This is a genomic window from Anaerolineales bacterium (assembly GCA_019637805.1).
In the GTDB taxonomy this organism is placed as follows: Bacteria; Chloroflexota; Anaerolineae; order Anaerolineales; family UBA11579; genus JAMCZK01.
Genome location: JAHBVB010000001.1, coordinates 621,907 through 642,235, shown reverse-complemented (window position 1 = coordinate 642,235; position 20,329 = coordinate 621,907). Strand labels below are relative to the sequence as shown.

Annotated in this window: 23 protein-coding genes; 11 read left to right on the top strand and 12 right to left on the bottom strand. The window is 62.2% G+C overall.

Annotation, left to right across the window (positions count from 1 at the left end; translation table 11 throughout):
- Window positions 1-198 precede the first annotated feature (198 nt).
- The 7 genes from KF885_03130 to KF885_03100 all read right to left on the bottom strand — a co-directional run bounded on the left by KF885_03130 (window position 199) and on the right by KF885_03100 (window position 4,977).
- Window positions 199-1,020 (bottom strand): DUF3800 domain-containing protein, encoded by an 822-nt coding sequence (locus KF885_03130; protein ID MBX3048144.1) that lies wholly within the window; start codon window positions 1,018-1,020, stop codon window positions 199-201.
- A 133-nt stretch (window positions 1,021-1,153) separates the two neighbouring features.
- Window positions 1,154-1,450, bottom strand: a complete 297-nt coding sequence (locus KF885_03125) for a MoaD/ThiS family protein (GenBank protein MBX3048143.1) — start codon at window positions 1,448-1,450, stop codon at window positions 1,154-1,156.
- 37 nt (window positions 1,451-1,487) lie between these two features.
- On the bottom strand, window positions 1,488-2,600 hold the full coding sequence (locus KF885_03120; GenBank protein ID MBX3048142.1) for an exo-alpha-sialidase: 1,113 nt from the start codon (window positions 2,598-2,600) through the stop codon (window positions 1,488-1,490).
- 87 nt (window positions 2,601-2,687) lie between these two features.
- Window positions 2,688-3,275: a hypothetical protein gene (locus KF885_03115; protein ID MBX3048141.1), complete on the bottom strand. Its 588-nt coding sequence runs from the start codon at window positions 3,273-3,275 to the stop codon at window positions 2,688-2,690.
- A 107-nt stretch (window positions 3,276-3,382) separates the two neighbouring features.
- Window positions 3,383-3,802, bottom strand: a complete 420-nt coding sequence (locus KF885_03110) for a hypothetical protein (protein ID MBX3048140.1) — start codon at window positions 3,800-3,802, stop codon at window positions 3,383-3,385.
- 97 nt (window positions 3,803-3,899) lie between these two features.
- Window positions 3,900-4,625, bottom strand: a complete 726-nt coding sequence (locus KF885_03105; protein MBX3048139.1) for a hypothetical protein — start codon at window positions 4,623-4,625, stop codon at window positions 3,900-3,902.
- Window positions 4,612-4,977: a helix-turn-helix transcriptional regulator gene (locus KF885_03100; protein MBX3048138.1), complete on the bottom strand. Its 366-nt coding sequence runs from the start codon at window positions 4,975-4,977 to the stop codon at window positions 4,612-4,614. Before KF885_03100 ends, KF885_03105 begins: the two co-directional genes overlap by 14 nt.
- Window positions 4,978-5,505: 528 nt before the next feature.
- On the opposite strand from KF885_03100, the gene thrS reads away from it, so the two are divergent.
- Complete coding sequence (thrS, locus tag KF885_03095; GenBank protein MBX3048137.1) at window positions 5,506-7,308, top strand: threonine--tRNA ligase; 1,803 nt, start codon at window positions 5,506-5,508, stop codon at window positions 7,306-7,308.
- Between the two features lie 37 nt (window positions 7,309-7,345).
- Here the strand turns inward: thrS and KF885_03090 are convergent, their stop codons facing one another.
- The 3 genes from KF885_03090 to KF885_03080 form a co-directional block, all read right to left on the bottom strand.
- Entirely contained in the window at window positions 7,346-8,416 is a 1,071-nt protein-coding gene (locus tag KF885_03090; protein ID MBX3048136.1) for a GGDEF domain-containing protein, read from the bottom strand.
- Window positions 8,417-8,996: 580 nt separating this feature from the next.
- Window positions 8,997-9,395, bottom strand: a complete 399-nt coding sequence (locus KF885_03085) for a VOC family protein (protein MBX3048135.1) — start codon at window positions 9,393-9,395, stop codon at window positions 8,997-8,999.
- On the bottom strand, window positions 9,392-9,676 hold the full coding sequence (locus tag KF885_03080) for a helix-turn-helix transcriptional regulator (protein ID MBX3048134.1): 285 nt from the start codon (window positions 9,674-9,676) through the stop codon (window positions 9,392-9,394). The genes KF885_03085 and KF885_03080 overlap by 4 nt, the downstream gene beginning before the upstream one ends.
- A 199-nt stretch (window positions 9,677-9,875) precedes the next feature.
- On the opposite strand from KF885_03080, the gene nirK reads away from it, so the two are divergent.
- The 7 genes from nirK (at window position 9,876) to KF885_03045 (ending at window position 14,950) form a co-directional block, all read left to right on the top strand.
- Complete coding sequence (gene nirK, locus KF885_03075; protein ID MBX3048133.1) at window positions 9,876-11,327, top strand: nitrite reductase, copper-containing; 1,452 nt, start codon at window positions 9,876-9,878, stop codon at window positions 11,325-11,327.
- A 63-nt stretch (window positions 11,328-11,390) separates the two neighbouring features.
- Window positions 11,391-11,861, top strand: coding sequence for a hypothetical protein (locus tag KF885_03070; protein MBX3048132.1), 471 nt, complete (start codon window positions 11,391-11,393; stop codon window positions 11,859-11,861).
- A 44-nt stretch (window positions 11,862-11,905) separates the two neighbouring features.
- A complete protein-coding gene (locus KF885_03065; protein ID MBX3048131.1) occupies window positions 11,906-12,280 on the top strand; it encodes a cupin domain-containing protein in 375 nt (124 codons plus the stop codon).
- 7 nt (window positions 12,281-12,287) lie between these two features.
- A complete protein-coding gene (locus KF885_03060; GenBank protein MBX3048130.1) occupies window positions 12,288-12,701 on the top strand; it encodes a cbb3-type cytochrome c oxidase subunit I in 414 nt (137 codons plus the stop codon).
- Window positions 12,701-13,132 (top strand): hypothetical protein, encoded by a 432-nt coding sequence (locus tag KF885_03055; GenBank protein ID MBX3048129.1) that lies wholly within the window; start codon window positions 12,701-12,703, stop codon window positions 13,130-13,132. The genes KF885_03060 and KF885_03055 overlap by 1 nt, the downstream gene beginning before the upstream one ends.
- Window positions 13,133-13,154: 22 nt before the next feature.
- Window positions 13,155-14,378, top strand: coding sequence for an alcohol dehydrogenase catalytic domain-containing protein (locus KF885_03050; GenBank protein MBX3048128.1), 1,224 nt, complete (start codon window positions 13,155-13,157; stop codon window positions 14,376-14,378).
- A 41-nt stretch (window positions 14,379-14,419) separates the two neighbouring features.
- Entirely contained in the window at window positions 14,420-14,950 is a 531-nt protein-coding gene (locus KF885_03045; protein MBX3048127.1) for a hypothetical protein, read from the top strand.
- Between the two features lie 37 nt (window positions 14,951-14,987).
- Here the strand turns inward: KF885_03045 and KF885_03040 are convergent, their stop codons facing one another.
- Window positions 14,988-16,331 (bottom strand): FAD-dependent oxidoreductase, encoded by a 1,344-nt coding sequence (locus tag KF885_03040; protein ID MBX3048126.1) that lies wholly within the window; start codon window positions 16,329-16,331, stop codon window positions 14,988-14,990.
- Between the two features lie 135 nt (window positions 16,332-16,466).
- Here KF885_03040 and KF885_03035 point away from each other — a divergent pair, with 135 nt between their 5' ends.
- Genes KF885_03035 through acpS form a run of 3 tightly spaced genes read left to right on the top strand, consistent with a single transcriptional unit; the run spans window position 16,467 to window position 19,398 of the window.
- A complete protein-coding gene (locus tag KF885_03035) occupies window positions 16,467-17,753 on the top strand; it encodes an insulinase family protein (protein MBX3048125.1) in 1,287 nt (428 codons plus the stop codon).
- Window positions 17,750-19,033: an insulinase family protein gene (locus tag KF885_03030; GenBank protein MBX3048124.1), complete on the top strand. Its 1,284-nt coding sequence runs from the start codon at window positions 17,750-17,752 to the stop codon at window positions 19,031-19,033. Before KF885_03035 ends, KF885_03030 begins: the two co-directional genes overlap by 4 nt.
- On the top strand, window positions 19,033-19,398 hold the full coding sequence (gene acpS, locus KF885_03025; protein ID MBX3048123.1) for a holo-ACP synthase: 366 nt from the start codon (window positions 19,033-19,035) through the stop codon (window positions 19,396-19,398). The genes KF885_03030 and acpS overlap by 1 nt, the downstream gene beginning before the upstream one ends.
- Here acpS and KF885_03020 read toward each other — a convergent pair whose 3' ends face one another.
- The gene (locus KF885_03020) at window positions 19,399-20,277 is read right to left on the bottom strand and encodes an SGNH/GDSL hydrolase family protein (protein MBX3048122.1); all 879 of its coding nucleotides are present in this window, start codon (window positions 20,275-20,277) and stop codon (window positions 19,399-19,401) included.
- Between the last annotated feature and the right edge of the window lie 52 nt (window positions 20,278-20,329).

Below are 20,329 nucleotides of genomic sequence, written 5' to 3'. Positions count from 1 at the left end.
CACCAGCCGCGTTTGTCATGCGCAGGCGGGTTGTTTGTCATGGATTGACAAGTGGCAAATCCAAATTGACAAATTTGACCGAATAACCTATGATTCTTGAAAGAGTTGACTGCATACTATTGGGGTTCCCCTGGACTTTCTGTTCCGCCCACGAATTGACGCTGGGAATTAAGATGTGGACAACTCTTTTTATTTCTTCTAGCGTTGAACTCTCCACCCGACACGGTTTCTTAGCGGGAACTTTGCGACCCCATAACCTTGTATCCTGCCATAAGGTCCTTGTCTAAATTTTTCTACTATGAGCTCAAAGTACTCATACATGGGCAGGGTACCCAATCCTTTGGTTTCCCATTCCTCTCCATGATCTCTAAATTGCCTAAACACATTGTATGCCACCGAGTCTGCAACCTGAACCAAGTGGTGTTTTGCTGAATCTGTAAATTTAAGCTCAGGCAATAAACAGTCAAATCTCATCCCTTTTATCAGCTGGGAGCCGTGTTGCCTAAGCCGTCTGTGCTGTTTAGCTAGATTTGTTTTGTATGTCGTCATCTTCGGGGTAGAACCAGACATGTCGTCAATTGTCACGCTAACACTACCTTCAATCCCTTGCGATATGCGTTGAAGTAGGACTTCGTAGCCTATTGCTGGTGCATAGTATGGATTTCCGTAATCCTCTTGTACTTGTTGCTTATCTACAATAGAAGCTACTAAAGTCATTTTGGACGCAACTAGAATCTTGTAATAGCGAGCAGTGAACTCTGTCAGTCTTTCGTCGCTAATGTTGTATTTTTTGAGGTACTTGTTTTCTCTATGGGATGGAATTCTTAACCATGTTGATTTGACTTCAACATCTTTAGTTTCGAAAATCTCTTGCTTCAAAGCAATAATTTGTCCGGTTAGCCTACTAGCCTCAGCGTTCTCCAGTAACACACCACCGAAAACAAAATATCTGCTTCGCCCATCCCCATAAGGAACCCTGTCGTCGGCGTACTCTTTGGTGCCCGATTCGTCGATAAACAAGGAATATTGTGATTCAATCAAAATAGCTTCTCTGCCAGTAAAAGGGTCGATTTAACTATCCCTAATGAGTTTTACAGGCAAATATAGCATATTTGTTCGAATAAATCTGTCTCGCCCTTTTTAAAGAACCTATTCATCCCCCCGCAATCGCGCCCACCACCATGAACGGCTCCTCGCCGGCCGCCACCGCGGCCGGCAGCGGCGCGTCCAGCGGCTGGTGCGAGATGTCCTCCTGGCAGGCGAAGAAGCGCAGGTAAGCCCGCCGCGGGCCGCCGCCGTGCTCGCGGATCGTACCGCGCAGCATCGGGTAAGCCGCCTCCAGCGCGTCCAGGATGCGGGCCGCCGTCACCGGGGCGGCCACTGCCAGCTGCACCTCCGGCCCCGTGCGGGCCAGGTTCTGCAAGTGGTAGGGGAGCGTTACGCGGACCATCGTTATCTGAGTAGGGCGGCTTGCAAGCCGCTACATATTATTCGATCGTCTGCACTTCCACCGACTTGACCGCCGGCAGGTCGCGCACGATGGCCTGCCAACTGTCGCCCTCGTCGGCCGAGGCATACACCTGGCCGCCCGTGGTGCCAAAATAAATACCACAGGGGTCCAGCTTGTCCACGCTCATCGCATCGCGCAGCACGTTTACGTAGCAGTCCTGCTGCGGCAGGCCCTGGGTGAGCGCCTGCCATTCGCCGCCGCCTCGGCTGCGGTAGACGCGCAGTTTGCCTTCCGGCGGGTAATGCTCCGAATCGCTCTTGATCGGCAGTACATACACCGTCTCCGGGTCGTGGGCGTGCACGTCGACCACGAAGCCGAAATCGCTGGGCAGGTTGCCGCTGATCTCGCGCCACTGCTCGCCGGCGTTGTCGCTGCGCATCACGTCCCAGTGCTTCTGCATGAAGAGCGTCTCCGGCCGGCTGGGGTGCAGCGCAATGCGGTGCACGCAGTGGCCGATCTCGGCATCCGGCTGCGGCAGGAAGTTGGACTGCAGGCCCTTGGTGATCGGCTTCCAGCTCGCCCCGCCGTCGTCGCTGCGGAAGGCGCCGGCCGCCGAGATGGCGACATACAAGCGCTTGGGATTGGTGGGGTCGATCAGGATGGTGTGCAGGCACAGTCCGCCGGCGCCGGGCATCCACTGTGACCCGCTTTCATGGTCGCGCAGGTTGGCCAGCTCGTTCCAGCTGGCCCCGCCGTCTGTGGACTTGAACAGCGCGGCGTCCTCCACCCCGGCGTATACCGTGTCGGCGTCGACCGGGTCAGGCTCAAAGTGCCAGACTCGTTTGAACTCCCAGGGGTGCGGCGTGCCGTCGTACCACTGGTGTTGTCCGGGCTTGCTGGCGTAGGTGAACTCGTTGTTGATCGGCTGCCAGGTCTTGCCGCCGTCGTCGCTGCGCTGCACCACCTGGCCAAACCAGTCGTCGGTCTGCGAAGCGTAGATGCGGTCCGGGTTCACCGGGGAGGCCTTGACGTGATAAATTGGCAGGCCGCCGAAGAACGGCCCGTCGACTTTCCACTGCTTGCGCTTGCCGTCCGAGTTGAGGACGAAGGCGCCTTTTTGCGTACCCACCAGCACACGAACTTTGGACATTGAGGACTCCTTGGGGGCGAAAGGTGGGGCTATTTTACTTCGCCGCCACTCAAATCTCCGGCCTCTGATTACTAATCTCCACCTCGCTCAAAATGGAACGATATTGGTGCGTCCCTCCCAATTCCCATACTCTGCAATCGGTCTGAAGCGAAGGGTCGTAAACTCGAAGTGAAAATCTTTGCGCTGGCGTTCGGCCATCGCCACCGCGTGGCGCTCAGGCTGCGGCACGGCGCTAAGTCCACGCACCATTTCGACCATTTCCCGTTGGGAGGTCCACACGGAAAAGGTGGAGACAGTGCGCGGCAGCCTCATTGCCGCTATCGCCAGGGTTGCGCCTGGGTGGTCGCGAACAAGCTCTTCGACCGGCTTGCCCCAACGAATGAAGCGCGGTACTTCGGGCAGCCTCATCCGGGCAAGCGTGACCGCTACCACCGGCGCGGCGGGGTCTTGTTTGCCAACGCTTTCGGGGAGTCCGTCAAACTCGTTCACATGACCCCAGCGGCGCTGGAAGGCCATGCGCACATGCCATCCAGTGGCCAGCGCACGGCCAAGCGGCGTATTGGCAAGGAACTCGTCTATCACCGCATCGTTCTCCCAGGCGGCAAACATGGTCAGGTGGCGCAGCTGCATCCGTGCGGGTGACAGGATGGGCGCGCCGAGCGTCATCCTGGTCATACACTCTGCGTGGTTCAGGCCGGGGATATCCTGCCCGGTAGGCCGACGAGAGAGCGCCCTGATTGTTGTGCCAATCGGGGTCTTTGCAAAATGGAAAGTAAACACTGTCATAAGCTACTTCGCTTTTCCGCCGCCATTTGCCAGAGTAGCAGCCCTGTACGCAGCAGCCCGCCCGGCGGCCCAAAGGGCAGCACCAGGCCGACCCAGAAGAGCAGCTCTACGGGCAGCAACCCCAGCGCCAGCCAGCGGCCCGCAGGCCGCCCCCGCCACAGCAGAACACCCATCAGCACTTCGGCGGCGCACACCAGTACAAAGCCGGCGATCAGCGCTTCGCTGGTGAAGATGCCCGCCCGGCGCAGCAGCGGTCCGGCCGCATGGGTGGGGAAGCCGAGGAAGTTCCATACATAGTGGTATCTGGCAAAGTGCCACAGACCATAGCTGGCCGGCAGGCCGAAGCCCAGCCCGCTGAGCAGGGCCATCAGCGCCGCGCCGCGTTGCATCCAGGAGAGGTGGGTTTTTGCAGGCATACCCGCATTGTACAGGCCAGTTCTTGATGCCGAAGCCGGCGTAGCGTCGGATGCGGCCATTTCGGCGAATTAATACTTTTTGAACGCCAAAAATGGGCTAATCGCAGTGGCGCACGCCCAGGAAGCAAGGCATCTGGTCGGCCAACAGAGTGAAGAAGCCAATGCCAATCACAACCAGCAGCGCCCCGCGGACGACCAGCGAGGCGGGGTTGGTCACGAAAAACTTGCCGGAGCGCAGGTTGCGGACCAAGGGGGTCAGGATCGCAGAGAGGAGGCTGGCCATAAACCACATGCTGCCAAACAGCACAAAGGGGAAGTCTTCGCCGTAGTCTCGGCGGTTGACCAGCTCCATCACCGCAAACGGAAGAACAACCAGGAGCCCAAACAAAACGGATGTGCCCAGCGGCGCTCCATAAAGGGCCAGCCCAGCTAGCAACATCAGCATCGGCAGCGGGGCGGCGCTGGCTGGCAATGACCAGGAACGGCTAACCCCGACCATATCTAGCAAAAAGAAGGCGGCCATGGGAAAGCAGAGCAAGGTAGCCAGCATCGTTCTGGATTTGGGGTTTGAGATCAAGTTTTTCATCGTCTCTCCGATCAGGTGGAAATGTTCCTGCAGGGCAGTTTTGAACAGGTCCGGCAGCGTGGCCAGCCACAGGCCGATCAAGCCTCGGGTGCCGGCGCTTTCCAGAGCTTCGCGGCTGCAATCCCGGAAGACCTGGGCGATCTGGTCGCCATAGGCCCTCCGGAACCCAGGCGGGTACCAGCGCAGTACCTGGACGAACAGTTTTTGGGAAGTTGCCAGCGCGTCACGAACAGGCATAGTCTACGGCAGTCAGTTTCTTGCTGTGGGCCAGCTGCAGCAGCTTTTGCAGCCGGGCCGTCTCAGCCCCGGCTGCTTTGCGCCCCAGCGCCGATATGCGGTAGTAGCGGCGACGCTCGTCGTCCAGCGCCGGGTCGGGCCGTTCGGCGCTTTCTTCGATCAGGCCCAGCTCCAGCAAGCGCTTGATCGCCTGGTACAAGGTGCCCGGGCGCAGCAGCATCTCGCCGCCCGTCTGCGCCTCGACTTCTTTCATGATGCCGTAGCCATGGCGCTCCTGGTCCATCAAGGCCAGCAGGATGTGAAACACGGCCGGGGTCAGCGGCAGCAGGTCGCGGAGGCTGGATTTATGCATGCTCTATATCCTCTATCGGTATATCCATACTGGATATATTAGTGGGAGGACCGAATTTTGTCAATAGCCTCTGGCATACTTATGTGCCTTTGTGGTGAACCTGGCTGCTTGCCTCCCGCGCCCGTTGTGCCGTATAATCACTCCCACAACTCAGCAGCACACGCGTCGACCGGGACGAGTAATGCTTTCGTTGGTCGCTTTACGACCAACGACGCGTAGCCACCAGGAAGCCGAGGCCACCGACTGAAAGCCTCCGCAGGCAGCCAGCACCAAAACCCCCCGCGAGCCGAAGCCTGAAAGGCATTTCGCATAAATGCACGACTAAGGCAACCGGGCGCTCCCGATACAGAGCAATCAAGATAGGCAGGCCAACACGGCTGCCTAAATTGGGTGGAACCGCGAGCGCACGCTTGCCCCAATACTGGGCAAGCGATTTTTGTTTAAGCGCCAAAGGCGGCGCTTAAACCTGGAGTTGCATTATTCGGCGCAGCCGAATAGCAACTCGACGCAATTCGAAACGAGGAAATCATGGCAGAGAAGAAAACCGAACGCTACGAAGACAGCCATCTTTACAAGATCCGCCACTCGGCCGCCCACATCATGGCCCAGGCCGTGGGCGAGCTGTTCACCCCCGGCGAGGCCAAGATCGCCATCGGCCCGCCCATCGAAGATGGCTTCTACTACGACTTCGACCTGCCGCGCCCGCTGACCCCGGACGACTTCCCGGCCATCGAGGCGCGCATGCGCCAGATCATCGCCGCCGACTACGCCTTCCAGAAGCAGGTCGTCTCGGCAGACCAGGCCCGGGCGCAATTTGCCGGCCAGCCCTACAAGCTGGAACTGATCGAGGGCTTGGACCAGGGCGGCCTGGACGAGAACGGCCAGCCGCTCAAGGAGAAGCCCGAGATCTCTTTCTACACGCACGACAGCTTCACCGACCTGTGCCGCGGGCCGCACGTGCCCAGCACCGCCGCCGTCCCGGCCGACGCCTTCAAGCTGCTCAGCATTGCCGGCGCCTACTGGCGCGGCGACGAGAAGAACAAGCAGCTGCAGCGCGTCTACGGCACGGCCTGGGAGGACGCCGCCCAATTGGAGGACTACCTCTGGCGCCAGGAAGAGGCCAAGAAGCGCGACCACCGCAAGCTGGGCCGTGAGCTGGGCCTGTTCCACTTCGCCGAAGATATCGGCCCCGGCATCCCGCTCTTCACCCCCAAGGGCGAAATGCTGCGCCACCTGATGGAGGGCTACGTCCGCGAAGTGCAGACTCGCTACGGCTATCAGCACGTCTGGACCGGGCATCTGGTCAAAGAGGACCTCTACAAAAAGTCCGGGCACTACGACAACTACAGCGAGGTCATGTTCCCGCCCATGCAGGACGAGGGCGTCAGCTACCGGCTCAAGCCGATGAACTGCCCCAGCCACATGACGCTCTACAAGGAGATGGGCCTGCACTCCTACCGGGAATTGCCCATGCGCTTCTGCGAGTTCGCCACGCTCTACCGCTACGAGAAGTCCGGCGAACTTTCCGGCCTGGCCCGCGTGCGCGCCCTGACCCAGGACGACTGCCATGTCTTCTGCACCCCGGACCAGATCGAGAGCGAGTTCACCCTGGCGCTGCAGCTCATCCGCGAAGTGCTCGACCGCTACAAGTTCAGCGACTACTCGGTGCGCCTCTCACTGCGCGGCGAGGAGGGCAAATACGTGGACGACCCCGAGAAGTGGGACCTGGCCGAAGCTGCCCTGCGCGCCGCGCTGGACAAGAACAAGGTGGACTACTGGGAAGCCGAGGGCGAGGCCGCCTTTTACGGCCCCAAGGCCGACTTCATCGCCAAAGACGTGCTCGGCCGCGAGTGGCAACTTTCTACCATCCAGGTGGACTTCATCCAGCCCGCCCGCCTCGGCCTGACCTACATCGGCGAGGACAACCAGGAGCACACGCCGGTGCTGCTGCACCGGGCCGTCACCGGCACCACCGAGCGCTTCATGGCCACCATCATCGAGCACTTCGCCGGCGCTTTCCCCGTCTGGCTGGCTCCGGTGCAGGCTGTACTGATCCCCATCGCCGACCGGCACAACGACTACGCCCAAGGCGTGGCCGAGCAGCTGCGCGCCGCCGGCCTGCGTGCCGAGGTCAACGCCGGCAGTGACCGCATGAGCGCCAAGATCCGCGACGCCCAGGGCCAGAAGGTGCCTTACATGCTGGTCATGGGCGACAAAGAGGCCGAGGCCGGCGCAGTCGCCCTGCGCTTGCGCTCCGGCGAAGATCTTGGCGCCATCCCGGTGGCGGACTTTATCGCCCGCGCCCAGGCCGACATCGAAAGCGGCGAGTAAGAGAAAACAAAAAGGCGTTGCGCAAGCAACGCCTTTTTTATGCAGTGCTGACCCGGTTGCGCCCGGCCAGCTTGCCCTTGTACAGCGCTTGGTCCGCCCGGCTGACCAGATCGCTAAAGGCGTCGGCCGGCTGCAAGCTGGCGCTGCCCAGCGTCAGGGTCAGCGGGATCTGCTTGCCGGCAAACTCCAGCGGCGAGCTTTCAAAGCGGGCGCGGATGCGCTCCGCCAGCGCTTCGGCGCCTTTGGCGTTGGTATTGGCCAGCAGCAGCACAAATTCTTCGCCGCCCCAGCGGCACACCACTTCGCTCTCGCGCACGCTGGTCTTTAGAAGCCGGGCGGCGTGGATCAGCGCCGTGTCTCCGGCATCATGCCCGTGTTGGTCATTGATGGCTTTAAAACGGTCCAGATCGCAGATCAGGATCGACAGCGGGCTTTCATAGCGTTTGGCGCGCACGATCTCCCGCGAGGCGATCTCGTTCATGCTGTGGCGGTTGTACAACCCGGTCAGCTGGTCGACCGTCGCAAAGGCCTGCAGGTCGGCCTGCTGCTGGGTGACGATCTGGAAGTAGCGCCACACGATCCCGGAGACGGCCAGGATCACCGAACCAAAGTTGATCGCTCGCATCGCCATCAGCGAGTTTTCTTCCAGGTCGACGATGGCGCGGTAGCTGCCCGTGTACTCCTGCAGGCCGATCACAAAAGCGCCCAGCACCAGGATGATCAGGATCTTGCTCCACACCCCGATCCGACCGGTGACCACCACCAGAGGGAACATGGGCACAAACAGGATCTCGAAACCGGCCGCTCGCCCCAGCGAAAGCGCCAGAATACTGACCGAGGTCAGAAAGATGCCCAGGAAAGCCATCAGCCCGATCACGAAGATCAGAAAGGGTCGCGCTTCATCCAGCGCCCACAGCAAGATGGTGCACAACCCCACAAAGGCCAGGCACAGCAGCCAAAGCGGGCTGTCCAAGATGTAGAGCAGAATCGCATGGCACAGGCTCACCAGAATTGCCAGCAGGGCTGTGAAGTGGGTTAACTGGCGATAGGTCTGCCGGACCAGCGGGGTGTCTTCCGGGCGTCCCGAACCGGGCAGCGGTCTTTCCATGTTTTTGAGCTTACCATGATTGCCCGCCGGGTTATGCGGCTCATCTTGACAGCCTACAATATGCAAGTATATGCTTGCCTATTGTAGGCTCTTGAGGAAGCCGAAGATCATGAAACCTGAAATACAGATCCTGCCTTACCTGACATTTGATGGCACCTGCCAAAAAGCCATGGAGTTCTATCACGGGATTTTTGGCGGTCAATTGACCATCAATCTGTTTGCCGATGTGTATGGGGAAATGCCAGAGGCGGATAAGCACAAGGTCATGCACGCCGCCCTGGAAAATGAGTTCGTATCGCTGTTCGCCAACGACACCGTGCCAGGCAGCACCACCACTTTTGGGGATAACGTGCGCGTTACCCTGACGGCACTGACGGCACTGACGGCGCCAGACTGGCCCCTTTCTTTGAAAAACTGGCCGGGAAGGCACCGTGCTGATGCCCTTCGAGAAGCAGGTGTGGGGGCAGGAGCTGGGCATGCTGACGGACAAGTTCGGCACCCACTGGCTGGTCAGCGTCGGCGCTTAGTCAAGATCTGCGGCAACAAAAAGGCCATGCACTGCATGGCCTTTTTTCATTCTTTACGTGGCCGGCACCTCGGCGATCTCGATCAGATTGCCATTGGTGTCATCAAACACGGCGCTGGTCCAACCGCCTGCGCTCATCGGCTTCTGGGTGAACTTAACCCCCAGTCCATTCAAGCGCTCGTATTCCTTTTGTACGTCCTGCACGGCGAACGAAGCGATCGGGATGCCATCTTCGGCCAATGCCTTGCGCAAGGCTTTGATGCCGTGATACTTGGCGTTGGGCTCCAGTAGCAGCTCCGGCCCGTTCGGGTCTTCGGGCGATACCAGCGTGATAAAGCGAATGCCGTGCGCCATTTCGCTATCGCGCTTCTTCACAAATCCAAGGATCTCGGTATAGAACTTGAGGGCCTTGTCGTAATTGCTGATCGGGATGCTGAGGATGTACATTCTCATTGGGTTTCCTTGCCTTTGTCCAGCCAACGCCGTTGGATGTCTTCCAGCGGGGTGGTGTTGATGAAGTGAAACTTGTAGCGACCCTGCCGTTTGACCTTCACCAGCCCGGCATCCTCCAACAGATCCAAATGCTGCGAAATCGCCTGCCGGGAAGAATTGATCTGGTGGCGCACCACCAGGCGCTGGCAGAGTTCGAAGAGGGTTTGGCCGTCATTTTCCGTCAACTCATCCAGCACGGCCCTGCGGGTCGGGTCCGCCAGGGCTTTGAACAACGCATCCATCCCTAAAGTATATGCAAGTATTGGCTTCCGTGGCAAATCAACCGGCCTGAGTAGCACTTTTGGCCTGCAAGGTCTCGGGACAATTGCCCCTATTTTTAAGAGACAGCTATCAATAAGCGTTTACCGGTGCATCCACTAGAGTCATCGAAACCATTCGCCTTCTGATTCGTCAGAAGATGACCCTTAAGAGGTGCTGATTATGAAGCGAACGTATTCCCTGTTGGCGGTTTTGGCAGTCTTGGCGCTTTCGGCGCTGGCCTGCATCGAATCGACGGACCTGGCCCAGGTCCAGCCTACCCTCGATTCGATGGCTGCTCGGTTGGACGAATTGGACGGCGGCGTCAGCCATGAACCCGGCCACGTCCCCAGCGGCGACGTGGGCGAAGCCACGATCGAATTCACCTTGCGCACGGATGCCGAAGGACACAACTTGGTATTCCGCGGCGTGGGCGGCGAGATTGACGGCCAGATCAACCCGACCCTGGTTGTCCAGCCCGGCGACGTGGTGCAGATCACGCTGATCAATGGCCAGGCCGCCGAACACGATATCGTCATTGACGAATTTGGCGTCCACAGCGCCTCGATTAAACAGATGGACGAGCGCGTCACCCTGACCTTCGTCGCCGACCAGGAAGGCAGCTTCGAATATTACTGCAGCGTCATTGGCCACCGCGCTGCCGGCATGTTCGGCACGATCCAGGTCGGCGCCGGCAGCGCGGCGGTGGATGCGGTCAGCATCATCAAGCACCCCACAGACCTGCCCGCCCCTGTTGGCGCCCGCGGCCCGCAGCTGGTCCAGGCGGAACTGGTGGCCCAGGAAGTGGTCGGCCAGCTGGCGAGCGGCAGCGCCTACACCTACTTCACCTTCAACGGCACCGTGCCCGGCCCGTTCATCCGCGCCCGGGTGGGCGACATGGTCGAGATCACCCTGCGCAATGAGACCAACAGCGCCTTCACCCACTCCGTGGATTTGCACGCCGCCACCGGCCCGGGCGGCGGTGGTGAGGTCACCCAAGTCGGGGCGGGGGAAACCAAGACCTTCACCTTCCAGGCTCTGCAGCCGGGCATCTACGTCTACCACTGCGCCACGCCCAGCGTGCCGCACCACATCGCCAGCGGCATGTATGGGCTGATCCTAATCGAGCCGGCCGGCGGCCTGCCCCCGGTGGACCGTGAGTTCTATGTCATGCAGGGCGAGATCTACACCGCCGAACCCTATGGCACACCGGGCCTGCTCAACTTCAGCCATGAGAAGATGTCCCATGAACAGCCTGAGTACTTCGTCTTCAACGGCGCCGCGGCGGCCCTGACCACCGAAGAGCATTGGCTGACCGCCAACGTGGGCGAAAGCGTGCGCATCTTCGTCGGTGTCGGCGGTCCCAACTTCACCAGCTCTTTCCACGTCATCGGTGAGATCTTTGACCGGGCCTATGCCTTCGGTTCGCTCAGCAGCCCGCCGCTGACCGATGTGCAGACCATCTCCGTCCCACCCGGCGGCGCGGTGATGGTCGAGTTCGGCCTGGACGTGCCCGGCCACTACGTGCTGGTTGACCACGCCCTCAGCCGGGCCGAGCGCGGCCTGATGGGCATCCTGCATGTCGAAGGTCAACAGAACCCCAACATCTTCCACGAAGGACCGGCCAACCCGTAAGCGGTTTTTGGGAGGGCGGCTTTAGGGCCGCCCTCCCTGCGCCCGCCTTCGCCGTGCTCTGCCATGCCCAGTTGGATCAATATCGCTCGCTGGCTGCACATTCTGAGTGCCGCCGCCTGGTTGGGAGAAATTTGCCTGATGGCTTTTGTGCTCATCCCCCAGGTGACCAAAATGCCGGCCGAGGGGCGCGGCCAGTTTATGACCCATTTCTTCCCGCGCATCTCGCGCCTGGCCTCGCACCTCATCGTCGTCACTATGCTCTCCGGCCTGTGGCTGAACTATCTGATGACCGGCTGGCGCAACATGCATGTCTATCTGACCAGCCGGCATGGGCTCTTGGTGCTGGCGGGCGGCGCGCTGGGCCTGCTGATCGCGCTGGTGCACTTTGGCGTGCTAGGCCAGTTTGAAGCCCGCTTTGCGGCCGGGGACCAGCAGGCCAAAACCCTGCGCCTGATGCAGATCGTGCCCAAGGTCGGTCTGCTGGTGGTCAGCCTGGCCTTCATCTTGATGATGGTCGCCGCGCGCGGCTACTAACTCGCAGGCTGCTCAGTCTGCCATTCGCCTTTAAGGAGGCTGTTGTGAAACCTGTTTCTCTTTTGGAAGATATTGTCTTTAAAGACGAGGCTGCCAATATCCAACCCATGCTGGTGGATGAGAGCGGCCGGGTGATGCGCTTTGCGCTCAAGCCCGGCCAAAAGATCAAGCCGCACCGCGGCCCACAGATCGCCTTGTTGATGATCGTGCTGCGGGGGAGAGGCTTGTTCCGCGGCGAAGATGACACCCCGGTCGAGTGCGGCCCCGGCACCATGCTGGTCTTCGAAGTGGGTGAGCTGCACGGCGCGCAAGCCCTGGATGAGGAACTGGTCTTCCTGGCCATCCTGCGTCAAACCCCGGCGGGCGTGGCGCTGCCGCACGGCCGCCCGGCTGGCGCGGCGCCGATCCAGGTGGAATAGGACCGGCATGCCGCCCATTACGCGCGGGTTCATCAAGGCCTCGCTGCTCTACCTGGTGCTGGCCATGGGCCTGGCCGTCTTTCAGGCGCTGCAGCCCTTGCTCGGTCTGAGCATCAGCGGCTTGTCGCCGGTCTACTTTCACTTGTTCCTGGTGGGCTGGGTGACCCAGATGATCATGGGCGTCGGCTTGTGGTTCTTCCCCAAGTACAGCCAAGCGCGCCCACGCGGCAGCCAGACCGCGGCGTGGGCCAGCTTTTGGCTGCTCAATCTCGGCTTGCTGCTGCGCGCCGTGGCCGAGCCCGCCGCCAGCGCTCAGCCGGCAGCCATCTGGCTGTGGGCCCTGGTGCTCTCAGCCGTGGCCCAGTGGCTGGCGGCGCTGTTGTTCGTGCTCAACGTCTGGCCGCGCATCAAGGAACGCTGATGCCGCGCTTCAGCGTTTGGGGCATTCGCCTGGCCCTCCTCTACTTCCTGGTCGGCATCACTTTCGGGGCCATCCTGCTGGTCAACAAGGCCTTCCCGCTGCACCCGGCCCTGTGGGCCTTGCTGCCGCTGCATATCGATTTCCTGCTCATCGGCTGGATCGTGCAGTTGGTCTTTGCCGTGGCTTACTGGATCTTTCCGCGCTTCCGCAGCGAGCCCAAGCGCGGCCGCCCCCAGCTGGCTTGGGCGGCCCTGGCCGCGCTCAACCTTAGCTTGGCCTTATTGGCAGCCGCCAGCCTGGCTCTTGAACCGGCCTGGCAGCTGCCGGCCCGCGGCCTGCAAGTCGCTGCCGCTGGCCTGCTGGCGGCCAGCCTGTGGGGCCGGGCCAAGCCCACCGAGACCGGCAAGGCGCTGAGGGACGCCGCCAACTAAGTGGCTGGCGTATAATCGCGCCATGCAAGCCGTGCAGTTCACCTTCTCCTACCCGCGCTATGGCCTGGGCCTGGCGCTGGGCGGCCTGGCCCCCGGCATCTTATGGAGCGGGGCGTCCTGCACCGTGCTGCGTGACCTGCCCGAGCCAGACCTGCCCGGCCCGGACTGGGTGCGCATCGCCACCCGCCTGGGCGGCATCTGCGGTACCGATCTGGGCAACATTACCCTCAAGACCAGCCCCTATTACTCGCCGTACAGCGCCTTTCCCTTCACCTTCGGCCACGAGAACGTGGGCGTGATCAGTGAACTGGGCGGGGCCGTCAGCGGCTTTCAACCCGGCCAGCGCGTGATCGCCGAGCCGACCCTGTGGTGCGCCCCGCGCGGCTTTGCCCCGGCCGAGTGGTGCGCCAACTGCCGGCAGGGCCTCACCAACCGCTGCCTCAACCGCCGCGCCGGTCCACTGGGCCGCGGCATGTTCATCGGCGCCAGCCCGCGCACCGGCGGCTCATGGAGCCCGGCCTTTGTGGCCCACCAAAGCCAGCTCTACGCCGTGCCCGACGCGCTCAGCGACGAAGCCGCCCTGATGGTCGAGCCTTTCGCCTGCGGCCTGCACGCCGTGCTGCTCGACCTGCCGGCGGAAAACGAGACCATCCTGATCCTGGGCGCCGGCACGATTGGCTTGGTGACCGTAGCCGCCCTGCGCGCGTTGGGCAGCCGGGCTCGGGTGCTGGTCTCCGCCCGCTACGCCCACCAGGCCGAGGCCGCCCGCCGCCTGGGCGCCGACGAGGTATTGCAGGGCGGCGACCTGTATGCCCAGGTGGCCGAATTGACAGGCGCCGAACTGCTCCAGCCGCTGATCGGCAAGCGCGTGCTGGAAGGCGGCGTGGACCGCGTCTACGAGTGCACCGGGGCCGACAGCGCCCTGGACGACGCCAACCGCTTGGCCCGCCGCGGCGGCACGGTGGTGCTGGTCGGCGTGCCCGGCATCGCCAAAGGCGTGGACTGGACCGCCATCTTCAGCCAAGAGCTGCGCGTGCTGGCCGCCACGGAATACAACCACGCTGAGCAGTACCAGGGCAAGACCCGGAAGACCTACGACTTGGCGCTCGATCTGATCAGCCAGGGCAAAGCCGACCTGGGCTGGCTGGTCAACAGGAAATATCCCTTGGGCCAATACAAGCGCGCTTTGGGTGACTTGGCCCAAAAAGGTTCGCATGGCATCATCAAGGCGGCTTTCGAGTTCTGAGAACCGGCAGACAAGCCGCAGCCTACGGGTACAATCCCCACGTGAGCCAACCCCTGATTGCCCAAATTTCCACCCGCACGCTGCGCAAACGCGTCGGCGCTAGTATTGCCCTGCTGGGCTTCATCATCTTTCTTCTCGGCGCGCAGCCGCACTGGTTCGGCTGGCCCGCCAGCCCGGTGGTGGGCGTGATCCAGATCCAAATATTCATGCTGGGCCTGGGGCTGATCGCGCTGGGCGGCTATCTAATTATGGAAGCGCTGTGGAGCCACAAGGACAAGCTGGTCATCACGGAGTTAGGCGCCCGCCTGGTGGGCACCGGCTATGTGATCGCGCTCACCTCGGGCATGGCAGACGTCTTCGGCTTGGGCACCCGCCCTTTGCCGGCGGTGCCTTTCTTTGGCTACTGGCAGGGCCGCGGCGTGCTCATCGGCCAAATGGTGATCTTCCTGGGCTTGTTCATGATGTCGCCCTGGTTGGCCCGGGTTAACTTGGGCCGCCTGGCTGCCCGGCTTCGCTCGGCCTTATCCAGGGAAAACAGCGCCAGCCAGAAACAAAAAACCACCCGGAAATAGGATTACTTCCGGGTGGCCGCTTTCAGTGACTGGATCGCTAAGGCTGTTCCGCCAGCAGTTTCCCGATCACGCCCAGCATTTCTTCATTATTGTCGAACTTGAAATCGGGCAGACCCTGCCCTGTGGCGATCGCCGCTTCGGCGGCTTCCAGCCGTAGCAGATCGGCTTTGCTCACCACTGGTTCCGTCTGGCTGGCTGCCGCCGCGGCCAGGGTCGCCAGCGGCTGGCCGCCGCGTGCCGGCTTGCCTTGCAGGCTGGCCAGCACGGCGTGCGCCGCGTTGGTGCCGTCTTTGCGCGCCGTGCCCACCAGGCCGGTGCTGGCCTCGCGCGCCCAGCCGGTCAAGAAGACGCCGTCCAAGCCGGCGGCCTCGTAAGATTTCTCGTCGACAGGAAAACGCGGCGCTGGTTCTTTGGCGAAGTCGCCCCATTTGTCCAGCGGCAAACCCAGCTCCGGGTTGACCCGGTCGCCAATACAGAAGATCACCGTATCACAAGGGATTTCCTGGTAGCTGCCCAGGTCCACCGCTTTGGTGCGGCCGTCCGCTTGCAGCTCCAGGCTGGTTTCCTCCACCTGCAGGGCGCGCACCCGGCCCTGCTCGTCGCTCAAGATCTGGTGCGGCGAGGCCAGGAAGTGAAAACGGAAGCGCGTGTCGGAGATCTTCTCCTCCGCCCCCGCCAGCGCCGAGAGAATGAAAGCGCGCGCCGCTTCCGGGTCCTGCCCGGCGGCCAGCATCACGCTGCGCGTGCGCTCAATTTCCGCGTCCAGCGCCGCCTGGTCCAGATTGTGGACCACGGCTTCCATCTCTTTTTTGGTGAACTTGACATCCGCCGGGCTGCGCCGCGCCACGGCCACCACCTCGTCCACCTGCAGCTCGCGCACCAGCCAGTGGGCGATGTCCAACATGACGTTGCCCACGCCCACGCACACCACGCGTTGGCCCACCGGGAACTGCTGGCGGCCAAAGGGCGGCAGGCGGTTGTAGTGATAGACCAGGTCCTTGGCGTGGTAGACCCCGGGCAGGTCTTCGCCGGGCAGGCCCAGCTGCTTGGTGCCCTGGGCGCCCACCGCCACCACCACCGCGTCGAAACCCATGGCCTGCAGCTGTTCCAGGCTCAACGGCCCGTCCTGGCGCACTTTCAGGTTGCCGAAATAATGGATATTGGGCTCGGTCAGGATGTTGCGTGTTTGGCGGCGCAGGCCGTCCTTCATTTTATACTTGTTGGGATAAATGCCGTATTCGGCCAGGCCGCCGGCTTTGATGTCGCGGTTGATCAGGGCCACTTGCAGGCCCGCGTTGGCCAGCTCACGCGCCGCGTACAATCCAGCCGGCCCGGCGCCGATGACCGCTGCGCTATAGGGGGAGTAGTCTTTTTCGTTCATGGTCCTCTGCGTTGCCCGCTGGGCATTGTATCGTGATTTGGTGCGGGTTCTGTGACCGCACCGCTTGCCTGGGGCGAATTCACTATGGGTCACACTGTGCTATAGTTTGTGGCGTTTCGTTAAACTAGGAAAGTTATGGATGTCCTGAAAACCACCCTGTCAAACGGCCTGAACATCTTTTTAAAGGAAATCCACACCACGCCCATCATCAGCCACTGGTTGTGGGTGCGGGTCGGTTCCCGCGATGAGATCCCGGGCATCACCGGCGCTTCGCATTGGGTTGAGCATATGCAGTTCAAAGGCACCCAGCAGTTCCCCGCCGGCCGCCTGGACAAAGACATTTCCCGCGACGGCGGCTTCTGGAATGCGATGACCTACATCGACTGGACCGCCTATTATGAGACCATGCCGGCCGAGAAGATCGACCTGGGTCTACGCCTGGAAGCCGACCGGCTGATCAACAGCGACTTCGACCCGGACGAAGTCGCCTCCGAGCGCACCGTGATCATCTCCGAACGCCAGGGGCACGAGAACAGCCCCATCTTCCGCCTGGACGAGGACGTGCAAGCCGCCGCCTTTGACCAGCACCCCTACCGGCACGAGGTGATTGGCCGCATGGCCGACCTGGAGAGCATGACCCGCGACGATCTCTACCAGCACTACAAGCGCTTTTACACACCCAACAACGCCATCCTGGCGATGGCCGGCGATTTTGACAGCGCCGAAATGCTGGAACGCATCCGCCAACTCTACGAGGACATCCCCGCCGGGCCGTCGCCGGCCCGCGTGGCCGCCCCCGAGACGCCGCTCAGCGCCGAGCGCCGCGTACTAACCCAAGGCCCCGGCGAAACCGTCTTCGTGCGCGCCGCCTACCGCGCCCCGCACGCACAGGATCCGGACTTCTTCGCCCTCAGCGTGGCCGACAGCCTGCTGGCCGGCCCCAGCAACCTGAACTTTTTCAGCGGTGGCATTTCCAACAAGACCTCACGGCTCTACCAGAACCTGGTGGAGAAAGAGCTGGCCGTGGGCGTCAGCGGCGGCCTGCAGGCCACGATTGACCCTTTCCTCTACGACATCACCGCCGTGGTGCACCCGGAGCGCAGCGCTGACGAAGTCATCGCCGCGCTGGATGGCGAGATCGCCCGCCTGCAGGACAGCCCGCCCAAGGCCGAAGAGCTGGCCCGCGCCGTCAAGCAGGCCCAGGCGCTCTTCGCCTACGGCAGCGAAAGCATCACCAACCAGGCTTTTTGGCTGGGCTTCGCCGAGATCTTTGCCGACTATGCCTGGTTCGAAAATTATCTGCAGCGCCTGGCGGCGGTCACCCCTGCCGATGTGCAGCGCGCCGCCCAGACCTATTTGCAACCCCAGCGCCGCGTCTTGGGCGTCTACCAGCCGGATGGCCGCCCGGAGCAGCCCGCATGAGCCCGGCGCGCAACTCCATCCCCGGCAGCGACGACATCACTCGCGTCGAGCTGGCCAACGGCATTGTCGTGCTGGCGCGCCACAACCCCAACAGCCCGGCCATTACGCTGCGCGGTTACCTGCAGGCCGGCAGCCTGTTTGACCCGGACGAAAAGCTGGGCCTGGCAGACTTCACCGCCGACGCGCTGATGCACGGCGCCGGTGGACGCAGCTTCCAGGAGATCTACGACTCGCTCGAGTCGATCGGCGCCAGCTTCGGGTTCAACAGCGGCACGCACACCACTTCGTTTGGCGGCAAATCACTGGCCGAGGATCTGCCCCTGCTTTTGGACATCCTCAATTCCAGTCTGCGCACACCGGCCTTTCCGGCGGACCAGGTCCAAAAACTGCGCGCCCAACTGCTCACTGGCCTGGCCTTGCGCGCCCAGGACACGCGTGAAATGGCTTCCCTGGTCTTTGACGAGCTGGTCTACCGGGGCCATCCTTACAGCCGCCCGGATGACGGCAACGTGGAGAGCATCTCCGCCATCGTCAGGGACGACTTGGCCGCCTTCCATCAGCAGGTCTACGGCCCGCGCGGCATGGTCGTTGCCGTGGTCGGCGGCGTGCCTGCCGAGCAGGCCGTGGAGCAGCTGCGCGCTGCCCTGGAGGACTGGACCAACCCCCAGCAGCCCGCTGAAGTCGTGCTGCCCCCCTGGCAGCCGCTGCCTGAGCGCCTGGCCAAACGCCATGAGATCCCCGGCATGATCCAGAGCGATCTGATCGTTGGCACCGCCGGCCCGCCGCGCCGCTCGCCGGACTTCATGGCCGCCAACCTGGGCAACAGCGTCCTCGGCCGCTTCGGTCTGATGGGCCGCATCGGCGATGCTGTGCGCGAGAAGGCCGGCCTGGCCTATTACGCCGCCAGCGGGGTCGGCGGCGGCCTGGGGCCGGGCGCCTGGGAGATCTACGCCGGGGTCAACCCGGCCAATGAGCAAAAAGCCGTGGACCTGATCCTGCAAGAGATCCAGCGTTTCACGACTGAGCTGGTCAGTGAAGAAGAGCTCAGCGACAGCCAGTCCAATTTCATCGGCAGCATGCCGCTCTCACTGGAGAGCAACGGCGGTGTCGCCGAAGCCCTGCTCAACATGGAACGCTACCAACTGGGCCTGGACCACTACCGTCTTTTCCCGGATAAGGTGCGCGCCGTCACCCGTGAGCAGGTGCGTGATGTGGCCGTCAAATACCTGCCGGCGGATCAGCTGGCCGTGGCCATCGCCGGGCCGCCGTTGGAGTCCTGATGGGGTTATTGCTCACCGGCGTCGACCTGATCGAAGTGCAGCGGCTGCAGCTCGTCATCGAACGGCATGGCGAGCGCTTCCTGCGGCGGGTCTACACCCCGCGTGAGCTGGAGCAGCTGGAGGGCAACCTGCCTTCACTGGCCGCCCGCTTCGCCGGGAAAGAAGCCGTGGCCAAAGCGCTTTCCACCGGCATCGGCCCGGTCAGCTGGCAGGAGATCGAAATTCTGCGCGGCCCGGCGCGTGAGCCGGTGCTCAACCTTTACGGCGCCGCCCAACAGCTGGCCGCCCAGCGCGGCATCCGCAACTGGTCCATCAGCCTCAGCCACACCCACATTCACGCCATCGCCATGGTGGTGGCTACTTAATCAGCGGATCCCGGAGGCGTTAAAAGCGTCCATCCAGGCTTGTGCGATCAGCGCGGCCCCCTGAGTTCCCGGGTGCACGACATCCATATACATTCGCTCGGTTTGCCGGTTTTGCATATACAGTTCCCACACGTCCACCCAGAAGACTGCTTTGCCGGCCGCCGCATAGTCCGCCGCCAGCTGGCGCTGCGCCTGGGCCAGTTGTTCCAGGCCGAGGTTGTAATGGCACCAGCGGCCTTCCTCCCAGATAACTTCGCCGTTCGGCCCGCGGTGGCTCCAGGGCAGGTTGCCGCCCAGGACCGGCATGGCCGAGACGACAAAGACATCAATGTCTTGCGCCAGCAGGTCGTCGATCTGTTTGCGCATTGCCAGGCTGTGTTCTTCGACGTAGGCGCGCAGCTTGTACTCCATCAGGCGGTTGCTCTCGCGGTCAAAGATGCCCGGACAGCCGTCCAGATCGTTCATCCCCCACCAGATGGTCACGATGTCTGGGTCGTGGATCAGCACAGTCTCTTCCAGGTGCTGCGCCGCCCAGCGCGCTTTGCGACCGCCGTAGTTGGCGAAGATCAGCGTGTAGGCTGAATTAGGCTGCAGGTAGGCGGGCAGTTCATCCACAAAGGATACGCCGGACTGTCCCTGGCGGCCCACTTCGCCAACTTTCAGCAGGCTGTCGCCGTAAAACACCAGGGTCAGCGGCGCAATTTCAGTGGCAGAGGCTGTATGTGTCGGCCGGGGTGATGGGGTGGGCGGCAAAGTGGCGCTGGGCGCTGGCAGGCTGGTGGCTTGGGCGGCAGCCGCGGGGGCGCAGGCCGCCAGCCACAGGCCGAGCAGGAGCAGAGACCAGCACAGATAGATCGGGCTTCGAAGGCTGCTTATCAAGTTTCCTCCTGGCCGCGCTACTTTTGCCACTTTCGGGGTTTATACTACAGAC